The 20,903-nt window shown below is 66.6% G+C and carries 14 protein-coding genes; all 14 read right to left on the bottom strand.

The window, feature by feature from the left end; genetic code table 11:
• Window positions 1-250: 250 nt before the first annotated feature.
• Window positions 251-4,147, bottom strand: a complete 3,897-nt coding sequence (locus tag AB0M24_RS11220; RefSeq protein WP_363764303.1) for a DNA-directed RNA polymerase subunit beta' — start codon at window positions 4,145-4,147, stop codon at window positions 251-253.
• A 102-nt stretch (window positions 4,148-4,249) separates the two neighbouring features.
• Complete coding sequence (locus tag AB0M24_RS11215; RefSeq protein WP_363764300.1) at window positions 4,250-7,735, bottom strand: DNA-directed RNA polymerase subunit beta; 3,486 nt, start codon at window positions 7,733-7,735, stop codon at window positions 4,250-4,252.
• Between the two features lie 815 nt (window positions 7,736-8,550).
• Complete coding sequence (locus tag AB0M24_RS11210) at window positions 8,551-9,381, bottom strand: hypothetical protein (RefSeq protein WP_363764297.1); 831 nt, start codon at window positions 9,379-9,381, stop codon at window positions 8,551-8,553.
• A 12-nt stretch (window positions 9,382-9,393) separates the two neighbouring features.
• Window positions 9,394-9,894 (bottom strand): hypothetical protein, encoded by a 501-nt coding sequence (locus tag AB0M24_RS11205; protein ID WP_363764294.1) that lies wholly within the window; start codon window positions 9,892-9,894, stop codon window positions 9,394-9,396.
• On the bottom strand, window positions 9,894-11,123 hold the full coding sequence (locus AB0M24_RS11200) for an MlaD family protein (protein ID WP_363764291.1): 1,230 nt from the start codon (window positions 11,121-11,123) through the stop codon (window positions 9,894-9,896). The genes AB0M24_RS11205 and AB0M24_RS11200 overlap by 1 nt, the downstream gene beginning before the upstream one ends.
• On the bottom strand, window positions 11,120-12,271 hold the full coding sequence (locus tag AB0M24_RS11195; RefSeq protein WP_363764288.1) for an MCE family protein: 1,152 nt from the start codon (window positions 12,269-12,271) through the stop codon (window positions 11,120-11,122). The genes AB0M24_RS11200 and AB0M24_RS11195 overlap by 4 nt, the downstream gene beginning before the upstream one ends.
• Window positions 12,268-13,434, bottom strand: coding sequence for an MCE family protein (locus AB0M24_RS11190; protein ID WP_363764285.1), 1,167 nt, complete (start codon window positions 13,432-13,434; stop codon window positions 12,268-12,270). Before AB0M24_RS11190 ends, AB0M24_RS11195 begins: the two co-directional genes overlap by 4 nt.
• Window positions 13,431-14,432 carry an MCE family protein gene (locus AB0M24_RS11185; RefSeq protein WP_363764282.1) on the bottom strand — a complete coding sequence of 334 codons (1,002 nt, stop codon included), beginning with the start codon at window positions 14,430-14,432 and terminating at the stop codon, window positions 13,431-13,433. Before AB0M24_RS11185 ends, AB0M24_RS11190 begins: the two co-directional genes overlap by 4 nt.
• Window positions 14,429-15,460 (bottom strand): MCE family protein, encoded by a 1,032-nt coding sequence (locus AB0M24_RS11180; RefSeq protein WP_363764279.1) that lies wholly within the window; start codon window positions 15,458-15,460, stop codon window positions 14,429-14,431. Before AB0M24_RS11180 ends, AB0M24_RS11185 begins: the two co-directional genes overlap by 4 nt.
• The gene (locus AB0M24_RS11175) at window positions 15,457-16,773 is read right to left on the bottom strand and encodes an MCE family protein (RefSeq protein ID WP_363764276.1); all 1,317 of its coding nucleotides are present in this window, start codon (window positions 16,771-16,773) and stop codon (window positions 15,457-15,459) included. The genes AB0M24_RS11180 and AB0M24_RS11175 overlap by 4 nt, the downstream gene beginning before the upstream one ends.
• Window positions 16,770-17,579: an ABC transporter permease gene (locus tag AB0M24_RS11170; protein ID WP_363764273.1), complete on the bottom strand. Its 810-nt coding sequence runs from the start codon at window positions 17,577-17,579 to the stop codon at window positions 16,770-16,772. Before AB0M24_RS11170 ends, AB0M24_RS11175 begins: the two co-directional genes overlap by 4 nt.
• 3 nt (window positions 17,580-17,582) lie before the next feature.
• The gene (locus AB0M24_RS11165; protein ID WP_363764270.1) at window positions 17,583-18,368 is read right to left on the bottom strand and encodes an ABC transporter permease; all 786 of its coding nucleotides are present in this window, start codon (window positions 18,366-18,368) and stop codon (window positions 17,583-17,585) included.
• Window positions 18,365-19,426 carry an ABC transporter ATP-binding protein gene (locus AB0M24_RS11160; RefSeq protein ID WP_363764332.1) on the bottom strand — a complete coding sequence of 354 codons (1,062 nt, stop codon included), beginning with the start codon at window positions 19,424-19,426 and terminating at the stop codon, window positions 18,365-18,367. The genes AB0M24_RS11165 and AB0M24_RS11160 overlap by 4 nt, the downstream gene beginning before the upstream one ends.
• Window positions 19,427-20,229: 803 nt before the next feature.
• Complete coding sequence (locus AB0M24_RS11155) at window positions 20,230-20,805, bottom strand: MarR family winged helix-turn-helix transcriptional regulator (RefSeq protein ID WP_363764267.1); 576 nt, start codon at window positions 20,803-20,805, stop codon at window positions 20,230-20,232.
• Window positions 20,806-20,903: the final 98 nt, after the last annotated feature.

Below are 20,903 nucleotides of genomic sequence, written 5' to 3'. Positions count from 1 at the left end.
CAAAGCAACAGGCGTGCCATCAACCCACCCACGGCGCTGGTGGGTCTTTGATCAGATTGGCGGGGTCTGGGGCAGAGCTCCCAGAACGCAACCGGAACCGGACGCCCGCAACAGCACCACCTACGAACACCAAACCGGAACCCGCCAACCCAACAGGGAGACGGCAACGGCAACCGACGCGCCCAACAAACCGAAACAGCCCCCAGAAGCCAAAGGCTCCCAGGGGCTGTCTCAATTCAAGCTACAACGACTAGCGGTAGTCCCGCCCGAAGTCGTAGTCGTCCAACGGCACAGCGGCACCAGTCCCAGTCCCGAAGACGTCAGGCGTGTAGTACCCGTCGTCGTAAGAAGGAATCGCGTAAGCCGCAGCCCGCGCCTCCTCGGTCGGCTGAACCTGGATGTTGCGGTACCTGTTGATGCCCGTACCAGCCGGGATCAACTTACCGATGATCACGTTCTCCTTCAGACCGATGAGCTTGTCCGAACGCCCGTTGATGGCGGCGTCGGTCAGCACACGAGTGGTCTCCTGGAACGACGCGGCGGACAGCCACGAGTCGGTCGCCAGCGAGGCCTTCGTGATACCCATCAGCACCGGACGACCGGCAGCCGGCTCGCCACCCTCGGCGACGACCGCGCGGTTGCCCGACTCGAAGTCGGCACGCTCGACCAGCGAACCCGGCAGGAACTCGGTCGCGCCGGAGTCGATGATCGTCACCCGGCGGAGCATCTGCCGGACGATGACCTCGATGTGCTTGTCGTGGATGGCCACACCCTGGGCGCGGTACACCTTCTGCACTTCCTGCACCAGGTGCAGCTGGGCCTCGCGCGGGCCCATGACGCGCAGGACCTCGTGCGGGTCCGGAGTACCTTCCAGCAGCTGCTGGCCGACGGCCACGTGGTCGCCGTCCTGCAGCGGGCCGGTCGCCGTGTTGGCGAGACGCTGACGCTTGGACAGCTTCTCGAACACGATCTCCTCGGAGCCGTCGTCCGGGATCAGCGTGATCTTCCAGAAGCGGTCGCCGTCCTCGATGCGGACGCGGCCGTCGACATCGGCGATCGGCGCCTTGCCCTTCGGGACGCGGGCCTCGAAGAGCTCCTGGACACGGGGCAGACCGGTCGTGATGTCGTCACCGGCCACACCACCCTGGTGGAACGTACGCATCGTCAGCTGCGTGCCGGGCTCACCGATCGACTGGGCGGCGACGATGCCGACGGCCTCGCCGACGTCGACCAGCTGGCCGGTGGCCATCGAGCGGCCGTAGCAGGACGCGCACACGCCGACCGCGGACTCGCAGGTCAGCACCGAGCGGACCTTGACGCGGACGATGCCGGCCTCGACCAGCGACGCGAGCGCCGGGTCGCCGAGGTCGTCGCCGCGGTTCAGGACCAGGTTGCCCTGAGCGTCGGTGATGTCGTCCGCGACCGTGCGGGCGTAGACCGAGGTCTGCGCGAACTCGTGCAGGCCGACCTTGTCGCCCAGCTGCTCACCGACGGTCATCTGGACACCACGGGTGGTGCCGCAGTCGACCTCGCGGATGATGACGTCCTGCGAGACGTCCACCAGACGACGGGTCAGGTAACCCGAGTCGGCGGTACGCAGCGCGGTGTCGGCCAGACCCTTGCGGGCACCGTGCGTCGCGATGAAGTACTCGAGCACCGACAAGCCCTCGCGGAACGAGTTCTTGATCGGACGCGGGATGTACTCACCCTTCGGGTTGGTGACGAGACCACGCATACCCGCGAGCGAACGGACCTGCGTCATGTTGCCGGCGGCGCCGGACTGGACGATGACGCGGATCGAGTTGTCCTCGGGGAAGTTGTCTTCCATGATCTCGTGGACCTGCTCGGTGGCCTTGGTCCACACCTTGACCAGCTCGGAGTTGCGCTCCTCGTGGGAGAGCTGACCGCGCTGGTAGCGCTTCTCCACCGCGTCCGCGAGGCGCTCGTGCTCCTCGAGGATGTCCTGCTTCGCGGCGGGGACGAGGACGTCCGAGATCGCGACGGTCACACCGGAACGGGTGGCCCAGTGGAAACCGGCGTCCTTCAGCTTGTCCAGCGTCCGGGCGACGGTGACCATCGGGTACCGCTCGGCGAGGTCGTTGATGATCACGGCCTGCCGCTTCTTGGGCATGACCTCGTTGATGAAGGCGTAGTCCTGCGGCAGGATCTCGTTGAACAGCACGCGACCCAGCGTGGTCTCCGCGAGCCACGGCTGACCGGGCTCCCAGCCCTCCGGCTCCCCACCCTTGGGCGGGTTCTTGTCGGAGACGCGGATCTTCACCATCGCCTGCAGGCCCAGGACCTTGCGGTCGAACGCCATGAGCGCCTCGGCCGGCGACGAGTAGAAGTGGCCCTCGCCGATGTCGCCCTTCTTGTGGCGGGTCAGGTGGTACAGACCCGTCACCATGTCCAGACGCGGCATGGCCAGCGGCTTGCCGGAGGCCGGCGAGAGGATGTTGTTCGACGACAGCATCAGGACGCGGGCCTCGGCCTGCGCCTCGGCGGACAGCGGCAGGTGGACCGCCATCTGGTCACCGTCGAAGTCGGCGTTGAACGCCTCACAGACCAGCGGGTGCAGCTGGATGGCCTTGCCCTCGACCAGCTGCGGCTCGAAGGCCTGGATGCCGAGGCGGTGCAGCGTAGGTGCACGGTTGAGCAGCACCGGGTGCTCGGTGATGACCTCTTCCAGCACGTCCCACACGGCCGGGCGCGCACGCTCGACCATCCGCTTGGCGGACTTGATGTTCTGCGCGTGGTTGAGGTCCACGAGCCGCTTCATCACGAACGGCTTGAAGAGCTCCAGGGCCATCTGCTTGGGCAGACCGCACTGGTGCAGCTTGAGCTGCGGGCCGACCACGATGACCGAACGGCCGGAGTAGTCGACGCGCTTGCCGAGCAGGTTCTGGCGGAACCGGCCCTGCTTGCCCTTCAGCAGGTCGGACAGCGACTTCAGCGGGCGGTTACCGGGACCGGTGACCGGGCGGCCGCGGCGGCCGTTGTCGAACAGCGCGTCGACGGCCTCCTGCAGCATCCGCTTCTCGTTGTTGACGATGATCTCGGGCGCACCGAGGTCGATCAGTCGCTTCAACCGGTTGTTGCGGTTGATGACGCGGCGGTACAGGTCGTTCAGGTCGGACGTGGCGAAGCGGCCACCGTCGAGCTGCACCATCGGGCGCAGGTCCGGCGGGATGACCGGGACGCAGTCCAGGACCATGCCCTGCGGGTTGTTGCGGGTCGCCTGGAAGGCGGCAACGACCTTGAGGCGCTTGAGCGCACGCAGCTTCTTCTGGCCCTTACCGCTGCGGATCGTCTCGCGCAGGATGTCGGCCTCGGCGTCGACGTCGTAGTCACCCAGGAGCTTCTGGATGGCCTCCGCGCCCATGGCACCGGTGAAGTAGTCGCCGTAGCGGTCGTACAGCTCGCGGTAGAGCAGCTCGTCCGCGATCAGCTGAGCGCGCTCGAGCTTGGTGAAGGTGGACCAGATCTCGTCGAGGCGGTCCAGCTCGCGCTGGGCGCGGTCGCGGAGCTGGCGCATCTCACGTTCGCCACCCTCCTTGACCTTGCGGCGCACGTCGGACTTGGCACCCTCGGCCTCGAGCTCGGCCAGGTCGGCCTCGAGCTTCTGGGCGCGGGCCTCCACGTCGGCGTCGCGGCGGTTCTCGACGCGCTTGCGCTCGACCTGCATCTCGCTCTCGAGCGTCGGCAGGTCGTTGTGGCGCAGCTCGGCGTTGACGCCCACGATGACGTAGGCGGCGAAGTAGATGATCTTCTCGAGGTCCTTGGGGGCCAGGTCGAGCAGGTAGCCCAACCGGCTGGGAACGCCCTTGAAGTACCAGATGTGCGTGACCGGAGCGGCGAGCTCGATGTGGCCCATGCGCTCACGACGCACCTTCGCACGGGTCACCTCGACGCCGCAGCGCTCACAGATGATGCCCTTGAAGCGCACGCGCTTGTACTTGCCGCAGTAGCACTCCCAGTCCCTGGTGGGACCGAAGATCTTCTCGCAGAACAAGCCGTCCTTCTCGGGCTTGAGCGTGCGGTAGTTGATGGTCTCGGGCTTCTTGACCTCGCCGAAGGACCACTGGCGGATGTCGTCCGCGGTCGCGAGACCGATGCGGAGCTCATCGAAGAAGTTGACGTCGAGCACGTCTACTCTCTTCCCCTTTTTAGATCGGTGGCAGCAGGAGCTGGTCGGAAAGGTCGGAGAGGGCTACGCGGGAGGCATTGCCCTCCCCGACCAGGCGAGTGACTAGTTGACGACGTCGTCCACGGAGGGCGACTCGGACCTCGACAGGTTGATGCCGAGGTTCGCGGCCGCGCGCTCCAGGTCCTCGTCGTCGCCGTCGCGCATCTCGATCGCGGCACCGTCCGAAGACAGGACCTCGACGTTGAGGCAGAGCGACTGCAGCTCCTTGAGCAGCACCTTGAAGGACTCCGGGATACCGGGTTCCGGGATGTTCTCGCCCTTGACGATGGCCTCGTAGACCTTCACGCGGCCGAGCACGTCGTCGGACTTGATGGTGAGAAGCTCCTGCAGGGTGTACGCGGCGCCGTACGCCTGCATCGCCCAGCACTCCATCTCACCGAAGCGCTGACCACCGAACTGCGCCTTACCACCCAGCGGCTGCTGCGTGATCATCGAGTACGGGCCGGTCGAACGCGCGTGGATCTTGTCGTCGACCAGGTGCAGCAGCTTCAGGATGTACATGTAGCCGACCGACACCGGGAACGGGTACGGCTCGCCGGAGCGACCGTCGAAGAGCTGCGCCTTGCCGTTCTCCTTGACCATCCGCTCACCGTCGCGGTTCGGGATGGTGGAACCCAGCAGACCCGTGATCTCTTCTTCCTTGGCACCGTCGAACACCGGCGTGGCGGTCTTGGTGCCCGGCTCGACCTCGTACAGGTCCTCGGACAGGTTCTTCGCCCAGTCCGGGTCGCCGTTGATGCTCCAGCCCTGCTTGGCGATCCACCCGAGGTGGGTCTCCAGCACCTGGCCGATGTTCATACGACGCGGCACACCGTGGGTGTTCAGGATGATGTCGACCGGCGTGCCGTCCTCGAGGAACGGCATGTCCTCCGCGGGGAGGATCTTGCCGATGACGCCCTTGTTGCCGTGGCGGCCGGCGAGCTTGTCACCGTCCTGGATCTTGCGCTTCTGGGCCACGTAGACGCGGACGAGCTCGTTCACGCCCGGAGGCAGCTCGTCGTCGTCCTCACGCGAGAAGACGCGGATGCCGATGACCTTGCCATACTCACCGTGCGGCACCTTGAGCGAGGTGTCGCGAACCTCGCGCGCCTTCTCACCGAAGATCGCGCGGAGCAGGCGCTCCTCCGGCGTCAGCTCGGTCTCGCCCTTGGGCGTGACCTTGCCGACGAGGATGTCGCCAGGCTGAACCTCGGCACCGATGCGGATGATGCCGCGCTCGTCCAGGTCGGCCAGGACCTCTTCGGAGACGTTCGGGATGTCCCGGGTGATCTCCTCGGCGCCGAGCTTCGTGTCGCGGGCGTCGATCTCGTGCTCCTCGATGTGGATCGAGGTGAGAACGTCGTCCTGCACGAGGCGCTGCGACAGGATGATCGCGTCCTCGTAGTTGTGGCCTTCCCACGGCATGATCGCCACGAGCAGGTTCTTGCCGAGCGCCATCTCGGCGTTCTCGGTGCAAGGACCGTCGGCCAGAACCTGACCCGCCTCGATCCGGTCGCCCTCGTTGACGATGGGCTTCTGGTTGATGCAGGTGCCCTGGTTCGAGCGACGGAACTTGTGCAGCGCGTAGGTGTTGCGCGCACCGTCGTCGGCCATGACGGTGATGTAGTCGGCGGAGACCTCCTCGACCACACCCGTCTTCTTCGCGACGACGACGTCACCGGCGTCGACCGCGGCACGCAGCTCCATGCCGGTGCCGACGAGCGGCGACTCGGAGCGGAGCAGCGGCACGGCCTGACGCTGCATGTTCGCACCCATCAGGGCGCGGTTCGCGTCGTCGTGCTCGAGGAACGGGATCATGGCCGTCGCGGCCGACACCATCTGGCGCGGCGAGACGTCCATGTAGTCGACGTCGGTCGGGTCGATGAACTCGACCTCGCCGCCCTTCTTGCGAACGAGAACGCGGTCGTCGGTGAAGTTGCCCTCGTCGTCGGTCGGCGAGTTCGCCTGCGCCTTGACGAAGCGGTCTTCCTCGTCCGCGGTCAGGTAGTCGATCTGGTCGGTGACCCGGCCGTCGGTGACCTTGCGGTACGGCGTCTCGATGAAGCCGAACGGGTTGACCCGCGCGTAGCTCGAGAGCGAACCGATCAGACCGATGTTCGGGCCTTCCGGCGTCTCGATCGGGCACATGCGGCCGTAGTGCGACGGGTGGACGTCGCGGACCTCCATGCCCGCCCGCTCACGGGACAGACCACCCGGACCCAGCGCCGACAGACGACGCTTGTGGGTCAGGCCCGCCAGGGGGTTGGTCTGGTCCATGAACTGCGACAGCTGCGAGGTGCCGAAGAACTCCTTGATCGCCGCCACGACGGGACGGATGTTGATCAGGGTCTGCGGCGTGATGGCCTCGACGTCCTGCGTGGTCATGCGCTCGCGAACGACGCGCTCCATGCGGGACAGACCGACGCGGATCTGGTTCTGGATCAGCTCACCGACAGTGCGCAGGCGGCGGTTGCCGAAGTGGTCGATGTCGTCGACCTCGACGGGAACCTCGGTGCCGTCGGCACCGTCCATCTGCGTCTCACCCGCGTGCAGGCGAACGAGGTACTCGATCGTCGTGACGATGTCGTCCTCGGTCAGCACACCGGTGTTGATCTCGGTGGTCAGACCCAGCTTCTTGTTGACCTTGTACCGGCCGACCTTCGCCAGGTCGTAGCGCTTGTCCTTGAAGAACAGGTTCTCCAGCAGGGCCTGCGCCGACTCCTTCGTCGGCGGCTCGCCCGGACGCAGCTTGCGGTAGATGTCGAGCAACGCCTCGTCGGTACCCGCGGTGTGGTCCTTCTCGAGCGTGGTCAGCAACGTCTCGCTGAACGCGAACCGCTCGCGAATCTGCTCCGTGCTCCAGCCCAGAGCCTTCAGCAGCACCGTCACCGGCTGGCGACGCTTGCGGTCGATGCGGACACCAACGGTGTCGCGCTTGTCGACGTCGAACTCCAGCCAGGCACCCCGGGACGGGATGATCTTGACGCTGAAGACGTCCTTGTCCGTCGTCTTGTCGACCGCGGTGTCGTAGTAGACACCAGGCGAACGCACGAGCTGAGAGACCACCACGCGCTCAGTGCCGTTGATGATGAACGTGCCCTTGTTCGTCATCATCGGGAAGTCACCCATGAACACCGTCTGGCTCTTGATCTCGCCAGTGGTGTGGTTGGTGAACTCCGCCGTGACGAACAACGGTGCCGCGTACGTCATGTCCTTGTCCTTGCACTCTTCGGTCGAGGCCTTGACCTCGTCGAAGCGCGGGTCGGAGAAGGACAGTGACATGGAGCCGGAGAAGTCCTCGATCGGCGAGATCTCGTTGAGGACCTCTTCGAGGCCGCCCGTCGGGGTCTCGTCGCCGGCGTCGACGCGGCGCTGGAACCACGCCTCATCGCCGGTCAACCATTCAAAGGACTGGATCTGCAGGTCAAGCAGGTTGGGCGTCGAAAGCGGCTCGTGAATCTTCGCGAACGAGACCCGCTTCGGCGCTCCAGGGATCCCCGACGTGGAGTTGGTCGCAGCAGTGGCCTTGGTCGCGCGAGAGATCGCCAAGATGCGTCCTTCCAGGGACAGGTAGCTGGCTAGAGCGAACTAGCACGGCTGTCAAGGGTGCGGCGATGCCCGACTAATCCACGCTCTCGGCGAAGGGCAAGCGGAAAATGGGCAGCGCAAAGGGGCAGTCTAGCCACGCGCACGGCGACTGTCGAGAGGCACCTGGAAGGACCCTCCTCTTGCTCACCGACAGAGTGACCCTGCATGAGCGCGCAGTCAAGATGTGGACAGTCGATCCACCCTGTGGATGGAGCGTCGTTTACCGACTGTCACCCATTTGACCTGCATAAACACGCGTGCGGCCGATTTGGTGGGAAGTTGGCGGCTTCAAGTGAACTTACAGAGCGCCACTAGATTTGTGTGACCGAGATCACGCGTGTCGGGACTGGCGGAGGGTGTCTCAGCAGTGCTTCCAGGGCACCTCTGAGGGTTGTTGATCTTAGGACACGACGATCTTCGGACCAGCACCGGCCCGACCCAAACGATCGGTTCTGTGGTGGCGGCTGCAGGTGGGTGCGAGAAGGAAGGGCGCGCGGCCAGGGCGGTAGAGAGCTGGGCACTGAGGCGGTTGCTGGCACAGGCGCGGGCTGCGGCGAGGGCGGGGCGGAGCGGGGCGAGGCGGAGCGGGGCGAGGCGGGACGAGGCGAGGCGGGGCGAGGCGGAGCGAGGCGGGGCGAGGCGGAGCGAGGCGGGGCGAGGCGGGGCGAGGCGGGGCGAGGCGGGGCGAGGCGGGGCGAGGCGGGGCGAGGCGAGGCGGGGCGGAGCGGAGCGGGGCGAAGCGGGCGTAGGCGGGCGAGCCGGCGCTGCCCGCCCCTTCAGCAGCCCTGTAGCTGGCGGTTCTGGTCGGCCGTGGCGCCGAACATCTCCATGTTGTCGATCTTCCAGCGGCCGCCGTCGTCGATCGCGCTCACCCGGAGCATGGCCGTGCCGCCGCCCGACTGGTTGTCGGTGGTGCGGGTGGTGACCTGGTCGGCGAACACGAGCACCGTGGCGCGGCCGTCCTTCAGGGACGAGACCGCGGACGAGACGACTCGGACGGTCACGACGAGCTTCTGCTGGGGTGCGACCTCCTTGACCGGGCCGAACACGGCGTTGTACTGGCACAGCGCCTTGCCGGTGAGCAGTTCGCGGGCGGCCTTCTCGGTCGACTCGACGTCGGCGAAGTTGTACGAGAACGACTTCTCGACGGCCTCGCGGATCTGGCCGTTCACCGCCGAGGTGGTCGCGGAGTCGACGAGGGCGGCGTCGTAGGACACCGCGCGCGACTTGTAGAGGAAGAACCCGCCCAGGCCGCCCAGCAGGACGCCGACCACGACCAGGGCCACCGGGAGGAGCCACGCGGGCCGGGAAGGCGCTGCGGGCTCGACGGGCACGGCGGCCTTCTTCTCGGAAGCCTTCTTCTCGGTGGAAGGCTTCTTCGACGCGGAAGGCTTCTGCGACGACGCCGGCGGCGGCGTCCAGTCGACGGCCTCCGGTGCCTTCAGCTCGTCGGCCTCCAGCTCCTCCGCGAGCTCCTCGATCTCCGGAGCGCCCGCGGCCACGGCCTCGGGGGTCTCCTCCGCGGCGGCACGGCGGTGCAGACCGGCGACCTTGGGGCGGCCTCCTGCGGGCGGCGTCGGGATGGGGCGGCGGCGGGGTCCAGGCACGTGCGTGTCCAATCAGACGCCCGCCCGCAACGGGCCCAGCTGCGAAAGCTTCCAGCCGTCCTCGGTGCGGGTGAGCTTGGTCAGATACCGGTTGATCTTGGTGACCTGCTTGCCGTCGGCGGGGGTCACCGTGCTCTCGACCACGGCGATCATCGAGGCGGTGCCGGCGCGGTCGTCCAGCTCGGTGATGGCGCTGTCCAGGACCTTCGAGGTGGTCACGGACTTGGCGTCGACCAGCTGCTTCTTGCGCGAGTCCTTGTCCTTGTCGATCTCCGCGCGCAGGTCGCCGGTGGACGAGTTGAGCCAGCGCTGCAGGTCCTCGTCGACCTTCTTGTAGTCCAGCGTCAGGAAGTTCGAGATGCCGACCTGACCGGAGCGCAGGGCGTCGTCGCGCGTGGCGGCGAAGGACGACTCCGACGAGTTCGCGGAGTTGTACCAGACGAAGCCGCTGAACACGGCGAACGCGAACGTCACCACCGCGAACACCGCGGCGAGGACGGTGAAGACCCGCATTACTTCTTCTCCTCCGGCAAACCGAGCAGCTGGCCCAGCGACGTCAGCAGCGGCAGCTCCGCGGCGGCCTGCTGGCCGGTCGGCTCCTGGCCCGGCTGCGTCGTCGCGTTGCCGACCGGCGTCGTCGGCGTTCCACCGTACGGCGCATTCTGCGAGCCCCGCACCGAGGTCGCGGAACCGCGCGCGAGAGCGCAGTACGCCTGCGTGTTCAGCGGCACCGCGGAGGTGTCGCTGCCAGGGCGGATGTCGGTCTTCTCGTACCCGACGGTGCACGGCATCGGGTCGAACACGTTCAGCGCGAGGCCGAAGTGCGCGGACCCGTCGCCCGGCGCCACGGTGAAGCCTCCGCCGACGGCGATGGGGTACGTCACCGCGATCTGTTCCAAACCATCGCGCCTGGTCACGAGGATGTTCGAGGTGGTCAGCAGGTTCGCGAACACCACCCCGAGGTTCGGCCCGCTCTCCTTCAGCAGCGCCGACACCTGCTCCGAGGCCGGCGGCACCGCCACGATCAACCGCCGCAGGTCGCCGTCGGACGCCTTCAGCTGCTCCGCGATCAACCGCAGGTCACCGCTGAACGACCGGATCGCCCCACCCTGAGCGGCCTGCGTGGACAGCACGATCTTGCCGTCCTTCAGCAGCTGGGTCGTCTGTGGCAGATGCTCGCGAGCAGCCGCCGTGAACGCCGCCGTGTTGTCGATCAGCACCTGCAGGTCGCCGCCGGTGCCGCTGAACGCCGTGTGCAGCTCGTCGACGACGGTCCGCAGAGAGTCCGTGGGCACCGACGACGCGAACGCGTCCAGGTTCGACAGCAGGCCGTCGACCGGCGGAGGCGTGCGAGTGGCCGACCGCGGAATGACCGACCCGGCTTCCAGATAAGGCCCGGAGTCGGTCTTCGGCCGCAGGTCCACGTACTGCTCACCGACAGCCGACCGGTTCGCCACCACGGCCTCGGTCGACGAGGGCACGCGCGGCGCGTCCGAGTCGAGCTCCAGGTCCACCTCGATGCCGTCGGAGGTCAGCCGCAGCTGCCCGACCCGTCCGATCGTGACGCCGCGGTACGTGACCTCGGCGTTGGTGAAGATCCCGCCCGAGTCGGCGAGCTGCATCGTCACGACCGTCGACGACGACTTGAACAGACCCACGTACGTCGCGCTGACGTACGAGATGCCGAGCAACGCGACCAGCACGAACGCGCCGATCTTGAGCTTCGTCCCGCGAGTGATCACTTGCGACCTCCCAGCAGGCCGCCGAGCAGGTCGCCCAGCCCGGAACCGTTGCTCTGGCCGAGGCCGGGCAGCGGGATGTTCGGCAACGGCAACGGCGTGCCCTGCGACGGCACCAGCCCGTCGAGCGGGGACTGCCGCGACCGGCCGAGGTTGTCGAGGATCGTGCCGAGGTTCAGGTCGAGGTCGATGAACGCGTTCGTGTAGTCGCCCTTGATGCCGTCGGCCGCCGCGTCCGGGAACGGGTAGGTCAGCAGCAGCTCGAACGCCTTGGGCAGGTTCTGCCCCGACTCGGCGAGCTTCTGCAACGTCGGCTGCAGCGCTTTGAGGTCCGCCACGATGTCGTCACGGCTCTTGTTCACCGTGTCCGTCGCGACGTCGGAGAGCTTGTCCAGCGACTTCAGCAACGTCACGAGCTGCGTGCGCTGCTCGGCGATCACCCGCAGGCCCGGCTCCAGGTCCGTCAGCGCCACCGCGATCTTCTCGCGCTGGTCCGCCAGCGTGCCGGCGAGCCGGTTGATCGAGTCCAGCGCGCGGACGATCTCCGCCTTGTGCTTGTCGAGCTCACCCACGAACGTGTTGAGGTTGCCCAGCAACGAGCGGATCTCCTGCTCGTTGCCCTCCATCGCGGCGTTGAGCTCCTTGGTGATGTTCTGCAGCTGCGCCACACCACCACCGTTGAGCAGCAACGACAACGCGCCGAAGACCTCTTCGACCTCGGGGTTGCGATTCGTGCGATCCACCGGGATCACCGCGTTGTCGGCGAGCTTGCCCGATGCGTCCTTCGGCTTGCCGAGCTCGACGAACTTCTCGCCCAGCAACGCGGACTGGCGCAGCTTCGCGAACGCGTTGGCCGGCAGCTGCACGTCTCCGTTGACCAGCATGGTGACCTCTGCGGTCCACCCGTCGGCACCGAGATCGATCTGCTCGACCCGCCCGACCGGCACGTCGTTGACCTTCACGCCCGCCTGCGGCACCAGGTCCAGCACGTCCTTGAACTGCGCCTTGACCCGGTACGGGTGGTCGCCGACGTCGGCACCACCGGGCAGCGGCATGTTGTAGACGCCGTCGAACCCACCAGAACCACAGCCCGAGACCAACAACAACGCCGTCACAGCGACAACGAGCTTCGTTCCCGTAGTTGATGTCACCGCGGCGTCCCCCCAACCGGCAGGGGCAGCGGCAGTTTGCCCGCCTGCAGGTCGCTGACGACCTGCGCCGGCGACTGCAGCGGTATCGCGCCCGACAGGATCGGCTCCAGCTGCTTGCACGTCTGCGCGAGGATCGGCGGCACGTTGTTCGGCGTCGCCTGCTGCACCAGCTTGCAGACCAGCACGATCGGCGGCTGGTTCAGCTCGTTGATGTTCGCGCGGGTGTCGAGCGTGCCGGACGCCGCGTTGTAGGAGTTCTGCAGGTTGCCCAGCGCCAACGGGGCCACGTCGAGCGTCTCCGCCAGCGCCGCCCGCTGGTTCACCAGCACCTGCGTGATCGAGGCAAGCTTGTCCACATTGGACTTGAGCACCGCGCGGTTGTCCTTGATGAACCCCTGCACCTGTTGCAGCGCCGTCGCCAGCTCGTTCAGGGCGGCACCGAGGTCACCGCGCTCGTCGGCCAGCATCTTCGTGACGTCCGCGAGCTGCTTGTTGAAGTCCCGCACCTGGCTGTCGTTCGCGGCCAGCATCGCGGTGAACTTCTGCAGGTTGTCGACGGTCGCGAACAGGTCCTCTTTGGACCCGGACAGCGTGCGCGTGGCCTGGCCGAGGTTCTTCAACGTGTCGTTGAGCGCCTGGCCGTTGCCTTCGAGGTTGCGAGCGGCCGAGTTCAGCAGGTCCGCCAACGCTCCGTCGGCGTTCGCACCGTTGGGCCCCAACGCGGTCGTGAGCTTGTCCAGCGACTGGTAGAGCTCGTCCAGCTCGACCGGCGTCGCGGTGCGCTCGCGCGGGATCACGGCGTTGTCGCCCATCGTCGGCCCACCTGTGTAGGCGGGCGCGAGCTGCACGTACCGGTCGCTGACCACGCTCGGCGACACGACGACGGCCTGCGCGCTCTCCGGAATCCGCACCTCGCGGTCGACGGTGAACACGACCCGCACGGTCTTGCCCTCGGGCACGACCTCGTCGATCGTGCCGACCTTCACGCCGAGCACCCGCACGTCACCACCGGGGTAAACACCCACGGCAGCGGCGAAGTACGCGGTGACCTTGCGCTCGTTCATGCCCGAGAAGATCCACCACAGCGCGGCGGTCGCGACCAGCGCGAGCACGCAGGCCATCGCGATTCCGCGCCCCAGCTTGGAGTTGGCAACCGTGGTCATCGCTGCACCCCCGGAGGCAGGCAGCCTTCCTCGTTGAACCCGACGAGGCCGAGGTTCACCGAAGGCGGCAGCAGACCGCAGATGTAGGTGTCGAACCAGCGCCCGTTGCCCAGGGTGTTCGCGAACACCCGGTAGAACGGCGCCAGCAACGCCAGGCTCCGGTCGAGGTTGTCCTGGTTGCGCTGCAGCATCGTGGTCACGCGCCCCAGCTGCTCCAGCGCGGGCTTGAGCTGGTTCTGGTTGTCCTGCACCAGACCGCTGAGCTCGCGGGACAGGTCGCGCGTGCCGGTCAGCAGCGCGCTGATCGCCTCACGTCGCTTGCGCAGCTCGCCGAGCAGCAGGTTGCCGTCCGCGAGGAGCTTCTCGAACTCCTCGTTGCGGTCGGCCAGTGTCTTGGTGAGCTTCCTGGTGTTGTCCAGCAGCTTCGCCAGCTGCTCGTCCCGCGACGAGATCGTCTTCGAGAGCGCGGACAGGCCGTCCAGCGCACCCCGCACGTGCTCCGGCGAGTTCTGGAAGGTGTCCGACAGCACCGTGAAGCTGTCCGCGAGCTGCTTGGTGTCGATCTGGCCGACGGTCGTCGCGAGCCCGTTGAACGCCTCGTTCACGTCGTACGGCGCGAGCGTGCGTTCCTTCGGGATCGGGTCGCCGGGCGAGAGCGGCTGCTGCCCCTGCGGGTCGAGCGCCAGGAACTTCTGGCCCAGCAACGTCTTGATGCGGATCATCGCGGTCGTCCGGTCGCCCACCCAGGCGTCCTTGACCTTGAACGTCACCCGCACCCGGTCGCCGTTGAGCTTGACCTTGGTGACCTTGCCGACCTTCACGCCGGCGACGCGGACCTCGTTGCCCGGCACCAGCCCCGCCGCCTCGCTGAAGTCCGCGGCGTAGCTCGTGCCACCGCCGACGATCGGCAGGTCGTCCGAGTAGAACGCGGCCAGCAACAGCAGCGCGATGAGTGTCAGGCTGATCGCGCCGGTCCTGATCGGGTTGCGCGTTTTCATCGGCGGCACCTCTGCTGTGTCACCGGCAACGCCGTGATCGGAATCGGGTTCGGGATGACCGGCGGGACGGCGACCTGGCCGCTCGCCTCGCACAGGTAGAAGTTGAACCACGAGCCGTAGGTCGCGGTCCGCGTGATCGTCTCCAGCTTGTTCGGCAGCCGCTGCAGCACGCCTTCGACGATCTGCTCGTTGTCGCCCAGCGTCTTCGAGACCAGACCGAGCTGCGCGATGTCGTTCTTCAACGGCTCACGGCCCTGCTCCAGCAACCCCGCCGTCGCGTTGGTCAGGTCGCCGAGCGCGGTGATCGCGTCACCGATCGGCTGGCGGTCCTGCGCGAGCCCGGAAACGAGCTGCTGCAACGTGATCACGAGGTTGTTGAAGTCCTCGTCGCGCGAGTTCACCGTGTCCAGCGCGGTGTTGAGGTTGTCGACGACCTCGCCGATCACCTTGTCCTTGCTGGCAAGTGTGCTGGTCAGCGACGCCGTGTGCTGCAACAGGCTGTCGATCGTGCCGCCTTCTCCCTGCAGCACCTGGATGATCTCGAACGACAGCTTGTTGACGTCCTCCGGCGAGAGCGCCTGGAAGAGCGGCTTGAAGCCGTTGAACAACACCGTCAGGTCGAGCGCGGCCTTGGTGCGCTCCAACGGGATCGTGCCGCCCTCTGGCAGCACGGCCTTGGTGTCACCGGTGCCGGCCTCCAGCGCGATGTACCGCTGTCCCACCAGGTTGCGGTACTTGATCGTCGCCAGCACCGACTCCGGCAGCTTGCGGTCGCCGTCGATCGAGAACTCGACCTCTGCCGTCTTGCGGTCGACGACCTTGATCTCGTCGACCTGCCCGACGCGCACACCGGCGATGCGGATGTCGTCACCCTTGTTCAACGCCGTGACGTCGGTGAACCGCGCCTTGTAGTCCGTGGCACCGGCCAGGTTCACGTTGGCGATCGTGACCGCGAGCAGCGTCGTGGCGAGGATCGTGACCACCGCGAAGGTGATCAGCTTGATCAGCGGAGCGAGCACTCCCCTCACTTGACCGTCACCTCCGTTCCACGCACGAGCGGTCCGAGCAGCAGGCTCGACCAGCTGGGCATGTCACGCGGGTCCACGCCGAGCTGCGGCCCGTACAGCGCCGCGATCAACCTGGCCTCCTCCGGGGAGTTGGCGAGCCTGAGCACGTCGGCGGACTGCGGCACCGTCACGTTGCCCGCGTTGGCAGGCGGCAGGATCCCGTCGTTGGCGACGCGGGCGGGCGGCGGCGAGCTGGAGCCGTCCTTCACCGGGCCCTCCGGCGGGTACTGCGGGAACGGGTCCGGCCGCGGGATCAGGTCGTAGCAGCGGGGTCCGCGCTTGTCGTTGTACTCGGGCTCGTCGAGGTTCGGCTTGTACTTGCCGCGGTTCTGCGTGATCTCCAGCGTGATGTGCAGACCGGGCTCGTTGGTGCCCTCGCCGAACGCCTTGCTGATGATCGGCTGGAACTCCGCGAGCCCCTTGAGCAGGCACGGGTACTCGGGCGCGTACTTGGCCAGCAGCTCCAGCGTCGGGCGGCTGGTGTCGGCGAGCGCGATGAGGTTGTTCTTGTTGACCGTGACGAAGCTCGTGACGTCCTGCGACGTCGTGGTCAGCGACCCGTACAGCGCGAGCAGGTTGTCCCGCTGCTCCACGACGGTCTTGGTCGTCGTGGTCATGTCGTTGAGCGCCTGCAACAGATCCGGCGCCGCGTCCGCGTAGACGTTGCTCACGTCCGCGAGCTTGGAGATGTTCTCCTTCAACGCGGGCAGCTGCGGGTTGAGCTCGCCGAGGTAGGAGTCCAGCGACACCAGCGTCTCGCCGAGCGGCTTGCCCCGCCCGTCCAGCGCCTGCGACAGCGCGGTCAGCGTGGTGGCGAGCTTCTCCGGCTGAATGGCCTGCAGCACCGGCATCAGGTTGTCCAGCACGCGTTCCAGCTCGATCGCGCTGCTCGTCCTGTCCTGCTCGATCACCGCGCCGGCCTTGATCGCGGCCTGCTTCTGCTGCGGCAGCACGAGGTTCACGTAGCGCTCGCCGAACAACGTCTTGGGCAGCAACCGCGCGCTGACGTTGCCGGGGATCTCGTTCACCTTGTCCGGCAACAGAGCGAGCTCCAGCTCGGCGCCGTCCCCGACCGTGCGGATGGCCTTCACCGAACCGACGATCAGCCCGCGCACCTTCACGTCGCTGGCCGTCTGCAGCTGGTTGCCGATGTGGTCGGTCTTGAGCGTGACCCTCACGTAGTCGCTGAAGGCGTCCTTGTACAGCGCCACCGTCAGCGACAGGAACATGGCGATCGCGAGGAGGAACGCGATGCCCAGCACACGTTTCCTCATCCCGCGATCCTCACCGTCGTCGTGGCACCCCAGATCGCGAGGCTCAGGAAGAAGTCCAGCAGCGCCGTCGTCACGATCGCCGTCCGCACCGCGCGGCCGACGGCCACACCCACGCCGGCCGGACCGCCGGAAGCGCGGTAGCCGTAGTAGCAGTGCGTCATGATGATCACGACCGCGAAGACCAGCACCTTGCCGAACGACCAGAGCACGTCGATCGGGGGTAGGAACAGGTTGAAGTAGTGGTCGTACGTACCGGCCGACTGCCCGTAGAACTCCACGGTGATCGTCCGCGCCGCCAGATAGCTGGTCAGCAGCCCGATCACGTACAGCGGGATGATCGCCACGAACCCGGCGATGATCCGCGTGGTCACCAGGAACGGCAGGCTCGGGATGCCCATGACCTCGAGCGCGTCGATCTCCTCGGAGATCCGCATCGCACCGAGCTGAGCCGTGAAGCCACTACCGACCGTCGCGGACAGCGCCAGCCCGGCGACGAGCGGCGCGATCTCGCGGGTGTTGAAGTACGCGGACACGAACCCGGCGAAAGCCGACGTGCCGATCTGGTTGAGGGCCGTGAAGCCCTGCAGACCGACAACCGTGCCCGTGAACACGCTCAGCCCGACCATCACGCCGATCGTGCCGCCGATGACCGCCAGCGCCCCGGACCCGAAGCTGACCTCGGCCAGCAGCCGCAGCGTCTCCTTCGAGTAGCGCTTCAACGCACGAGGCGTCCACGCCAGCGCCTTGATGTAGAACGCCAGCTGGTCGCCGAACCCGTCCAGAGTGGACAGCGCCTTGTTCGCCATTCGTCAGCTCCCCTTCGCGGGCACGACCTGCAGGTAGATCGTGGTGAGGACGAAGTTGACGAAGAACAACAACAGGAACGTGATGACCACGGCCTGGTTCACCGCGTCACCCACGCCCTTGGGACCACCAGCGGGGTTGAGCCCGCGATACGCGGCCACGATGCCCGCGATGAACCCGAAGATCAGCGCCTTGAGCTCGCTGATCCACAGGTCCGGCAACTGCGCGAGAGCGGAGAAGCTCGCGAGGTAAGCGCCGGGCGTGCCGTCCTGCATGATCACGTTGAAGAAGTACCCACCGAGCACACCGACGACGCTCACCATGCCGTTGAGCAGCACAGCCACCAGCATCGTGGCGAGCACGCGGGGCACGACCAGGCGCTGGATCGGACTGACGCCGAGGACTTCCATCGCGTCGATCTCTTCACGGATCTTCCGCGAACCGATGTCCGCACAAATCGCACTACCACCGGCACCCGCGATCAACAGCGCCGTCACGATAGGACTGGCCTGCTGAATGATCGCGAGCACACTGGCCGCGCCGGTGAACGACTGCGCACCGATCTGCCTCGTCAAACTCCCGAGCTGCAGCGCGATGACCGCACCGAACGGAATCGACACCAACGCCGTCGGCAACACGGTCACGCTGACGATGAACCAGCTCTGCTGAATGAACTCGCGCAACTGGAACGGCCTGCGGAACGACCCCCGCACGACGTCAATGCCGAGCTGGCAAAGCTTCCCGGTCTCCCTCAGCGCACCTGCGCCGGGAAAAGTCGTCTGCGTCGTCACAGCACACCACCCTGACGAGGCCAGGGGCTGGGCGTGGGCGCGGGCGATCCGGCATGCACGTTGTACCGAGCCAAATCATCGGCCGTGAGGCTCGCGATAATCCCCTGCTGCGCCTCGTGGGGCAGCTGGTGAATGATCGACATAACGCGATCCTTGCGCCGCCTCACCGCATCCCGGAACGGCAGCCCGGGCGTCGGCTCCAACTGCGGCACAACGCCACGCATGTCCTCATCAGGCGACCCGTCCGAGTGCCCAGCGTCCGCGTGCGCCTGCTCGGCAGCCATCGTGGCCTGGTCTTTCTCCTCGGACATGCCGATGGGCCCGAGCCGCCGCCCGTTCAGGAACTGCTCGACAACCGGCTCGTCACTGGTCAGCAGCACCTCGCGCGGCCCGAACATGACAAGCTCCCGCCGGAACAACATCCCGAGGTTGTCCGGCACGGTCCGAGCAATGTTGATGTTGTGCGTGACGATCAAAATCGTCGCGTCGATCTGAGCGTTCAGATCGATCAGCAACTGACTCAGGTACGCCGTGCGCACCGGGTCCAACCCGGAGTCCGGTTCGTCGCACAAAATGATCTCGGGATCCAGCACCAGCGCCCTGGCGAGCCCAGCCCGCTTGCGCATACCGCCGGAAATCTCCCCGGGAAGCTTCTTCTCGGCCCCGACGAGACCGACCATCTCCATCTTCTCAAGAACAATCCTGCGAACCTCGGCCTCCGTCTTGCGGGTGTGCTCCCGCAACGGAAACGCGATGTTGTCGTACAGATTCATCGACCCGAACAACGCACCGTCCTGGAACAGCACGCCGAACATCTTGCGAATCTCGTACAACCGATGCTCAGAACACCTGACAAGGTCCGTCCCGTTGATGACGATCTTGCCCTGCTCCGGCTTGAGCAACCCGACCAACGACTTCAGGAACACGCTCTTGCCGGTACCGGACGGCCCGAGCATCACGCTGACCTCACCCGGCGGCAGCGTGAGCGTGACGTCCTGCCAGATGGTCTGCTTGCCGAAGGACTTGGTCAGGCCCTCAACGACCACCTCGACGCCCATCCGCACCTCCGCACACGCCCGAAGACGCCGTGGCGATCGGCGTCACACTGGGGCAACGAGTTCGTTCGCGGCAGGTTACTCACCAGTTGGCCTAATGCCGGTTGCGTTCAGATAACACCACACAGCGTGACCTCGCAAAACGGTCACCGCCACCTACACCACTGCCGGACAACCGGGAAATCCAGACCAGATGTGAACTCACACACACCGCCAACGGCGGCAGTCAAGATCAAGCCCGAAGCCGAAGGCGAGGCGACCCGAAGGCGAAGCCGAGGAGTCTTTGGCGACGCCGAAGGCGAGCTGCCTGGGCGACGGCGAAGCCGAGCTGCTTGAAACGTGCGCTCCGGCGGGCCCCGTCACGAGTCGTGCCTGATCGTTGGCCGCAGCCGGGAAGGGGTGTCAACTCGACACGCTTTTCGTCGAGTTGACCTCCCTTCCCGGCTGCGGCTCGCTCCGGTACGACTCGTGACGGGGCCCGCCGGACCGCACCACCTACGCAACGCGCAGCCGCTGTAAGCAACAGGCGTGCCATCAACCCGCCCACAGCGCTGGCCCCCTGATCAGATTGGCGGGGTTTGGGGCAGAGCTCCCAAGGGGAAGCACGCAACAGGAACTCTGACTACGCAACAGGGGAACGGCACGGACACAGAACGGGACACGCCGAACGCAACGCAACCACCCGCATGGTCGCGCAGCGCAGCGCCGCCCCGCCCCTCAACCAGCAGAAACGCCAAACGAGCGGCTCACCAAGCGGGGCCGGTGATTCCCCAGCCAGGTGAGTCGCCCCAACGGCGCACAGCCGATCAGCCGTGCTTGGCCCGCCGCCCAGACCGCCGAGGCGGCAACGGCGTGTCGCCACGCAGATCCAGCCGCCGCTGCTCCCCGTTGGCTTCAAGATGCGTCACCATCCGGCGCAGCATCTCCGCCAACGACTGAGCCTCGGCAGACTCCAGCGGATCCGAGACGAAGACCTCTTCCTCGTTGAACTTCGGGAAGAGATCTCCCATCAGTTCTTCACCCTCAGGGGTGAGCCGAAGAACGGCCAGCCGCCCGTCGGTGGGGTGCCCGAGCCTCTCCAGCAGCCCCCGCGACTGCAACGTCTTCGCGACGCCAGTCAGGGTGCCCTTGGAGATCCCGGCCTCCTCGGCGACGTAGCGCGTCTCCATCTCGCCCCAGATCCACACGACCCAGAGCACGACGAAGCCGGTCCAGGTCAGATCGCTGGTGCGCAGCACCGAGTTCTCGAGGTGCTGGCGGATCGCGGTGGCGGCGCGGTGGATGTTCGACACCGCCGCCATCTGCTCGCGATGCAGCGGCACCGCACCGAGCTTGGCCTGGACGGCTTTCTCGGTCTCGGCAATCGTGTGGTGACCAGACAACTCAAAGTCTCCCGTGCTCGAGCTCAGGTGTTCCCGGCACAATACTTGCGGTTCCGAACTATGTCTGTGTTGTGGTGCGAGTCGGACCACACGCACTT

It is taken from the genome of Lentzea sp. NPDC051838 (genome assembly GCF_040681245.1).
Taxonomy (GTDB): domain Bacteria; phylum Actinomycetota; class Actinomycetes; order Mycobacteriales; family Pseudonocardiaceae; genus Lentzea.
The sequence above is the reverse complement of the archived record's forward strand: the minus strand, read 5'-3'. Positions and strand labels throughout refer to the sequence as shown.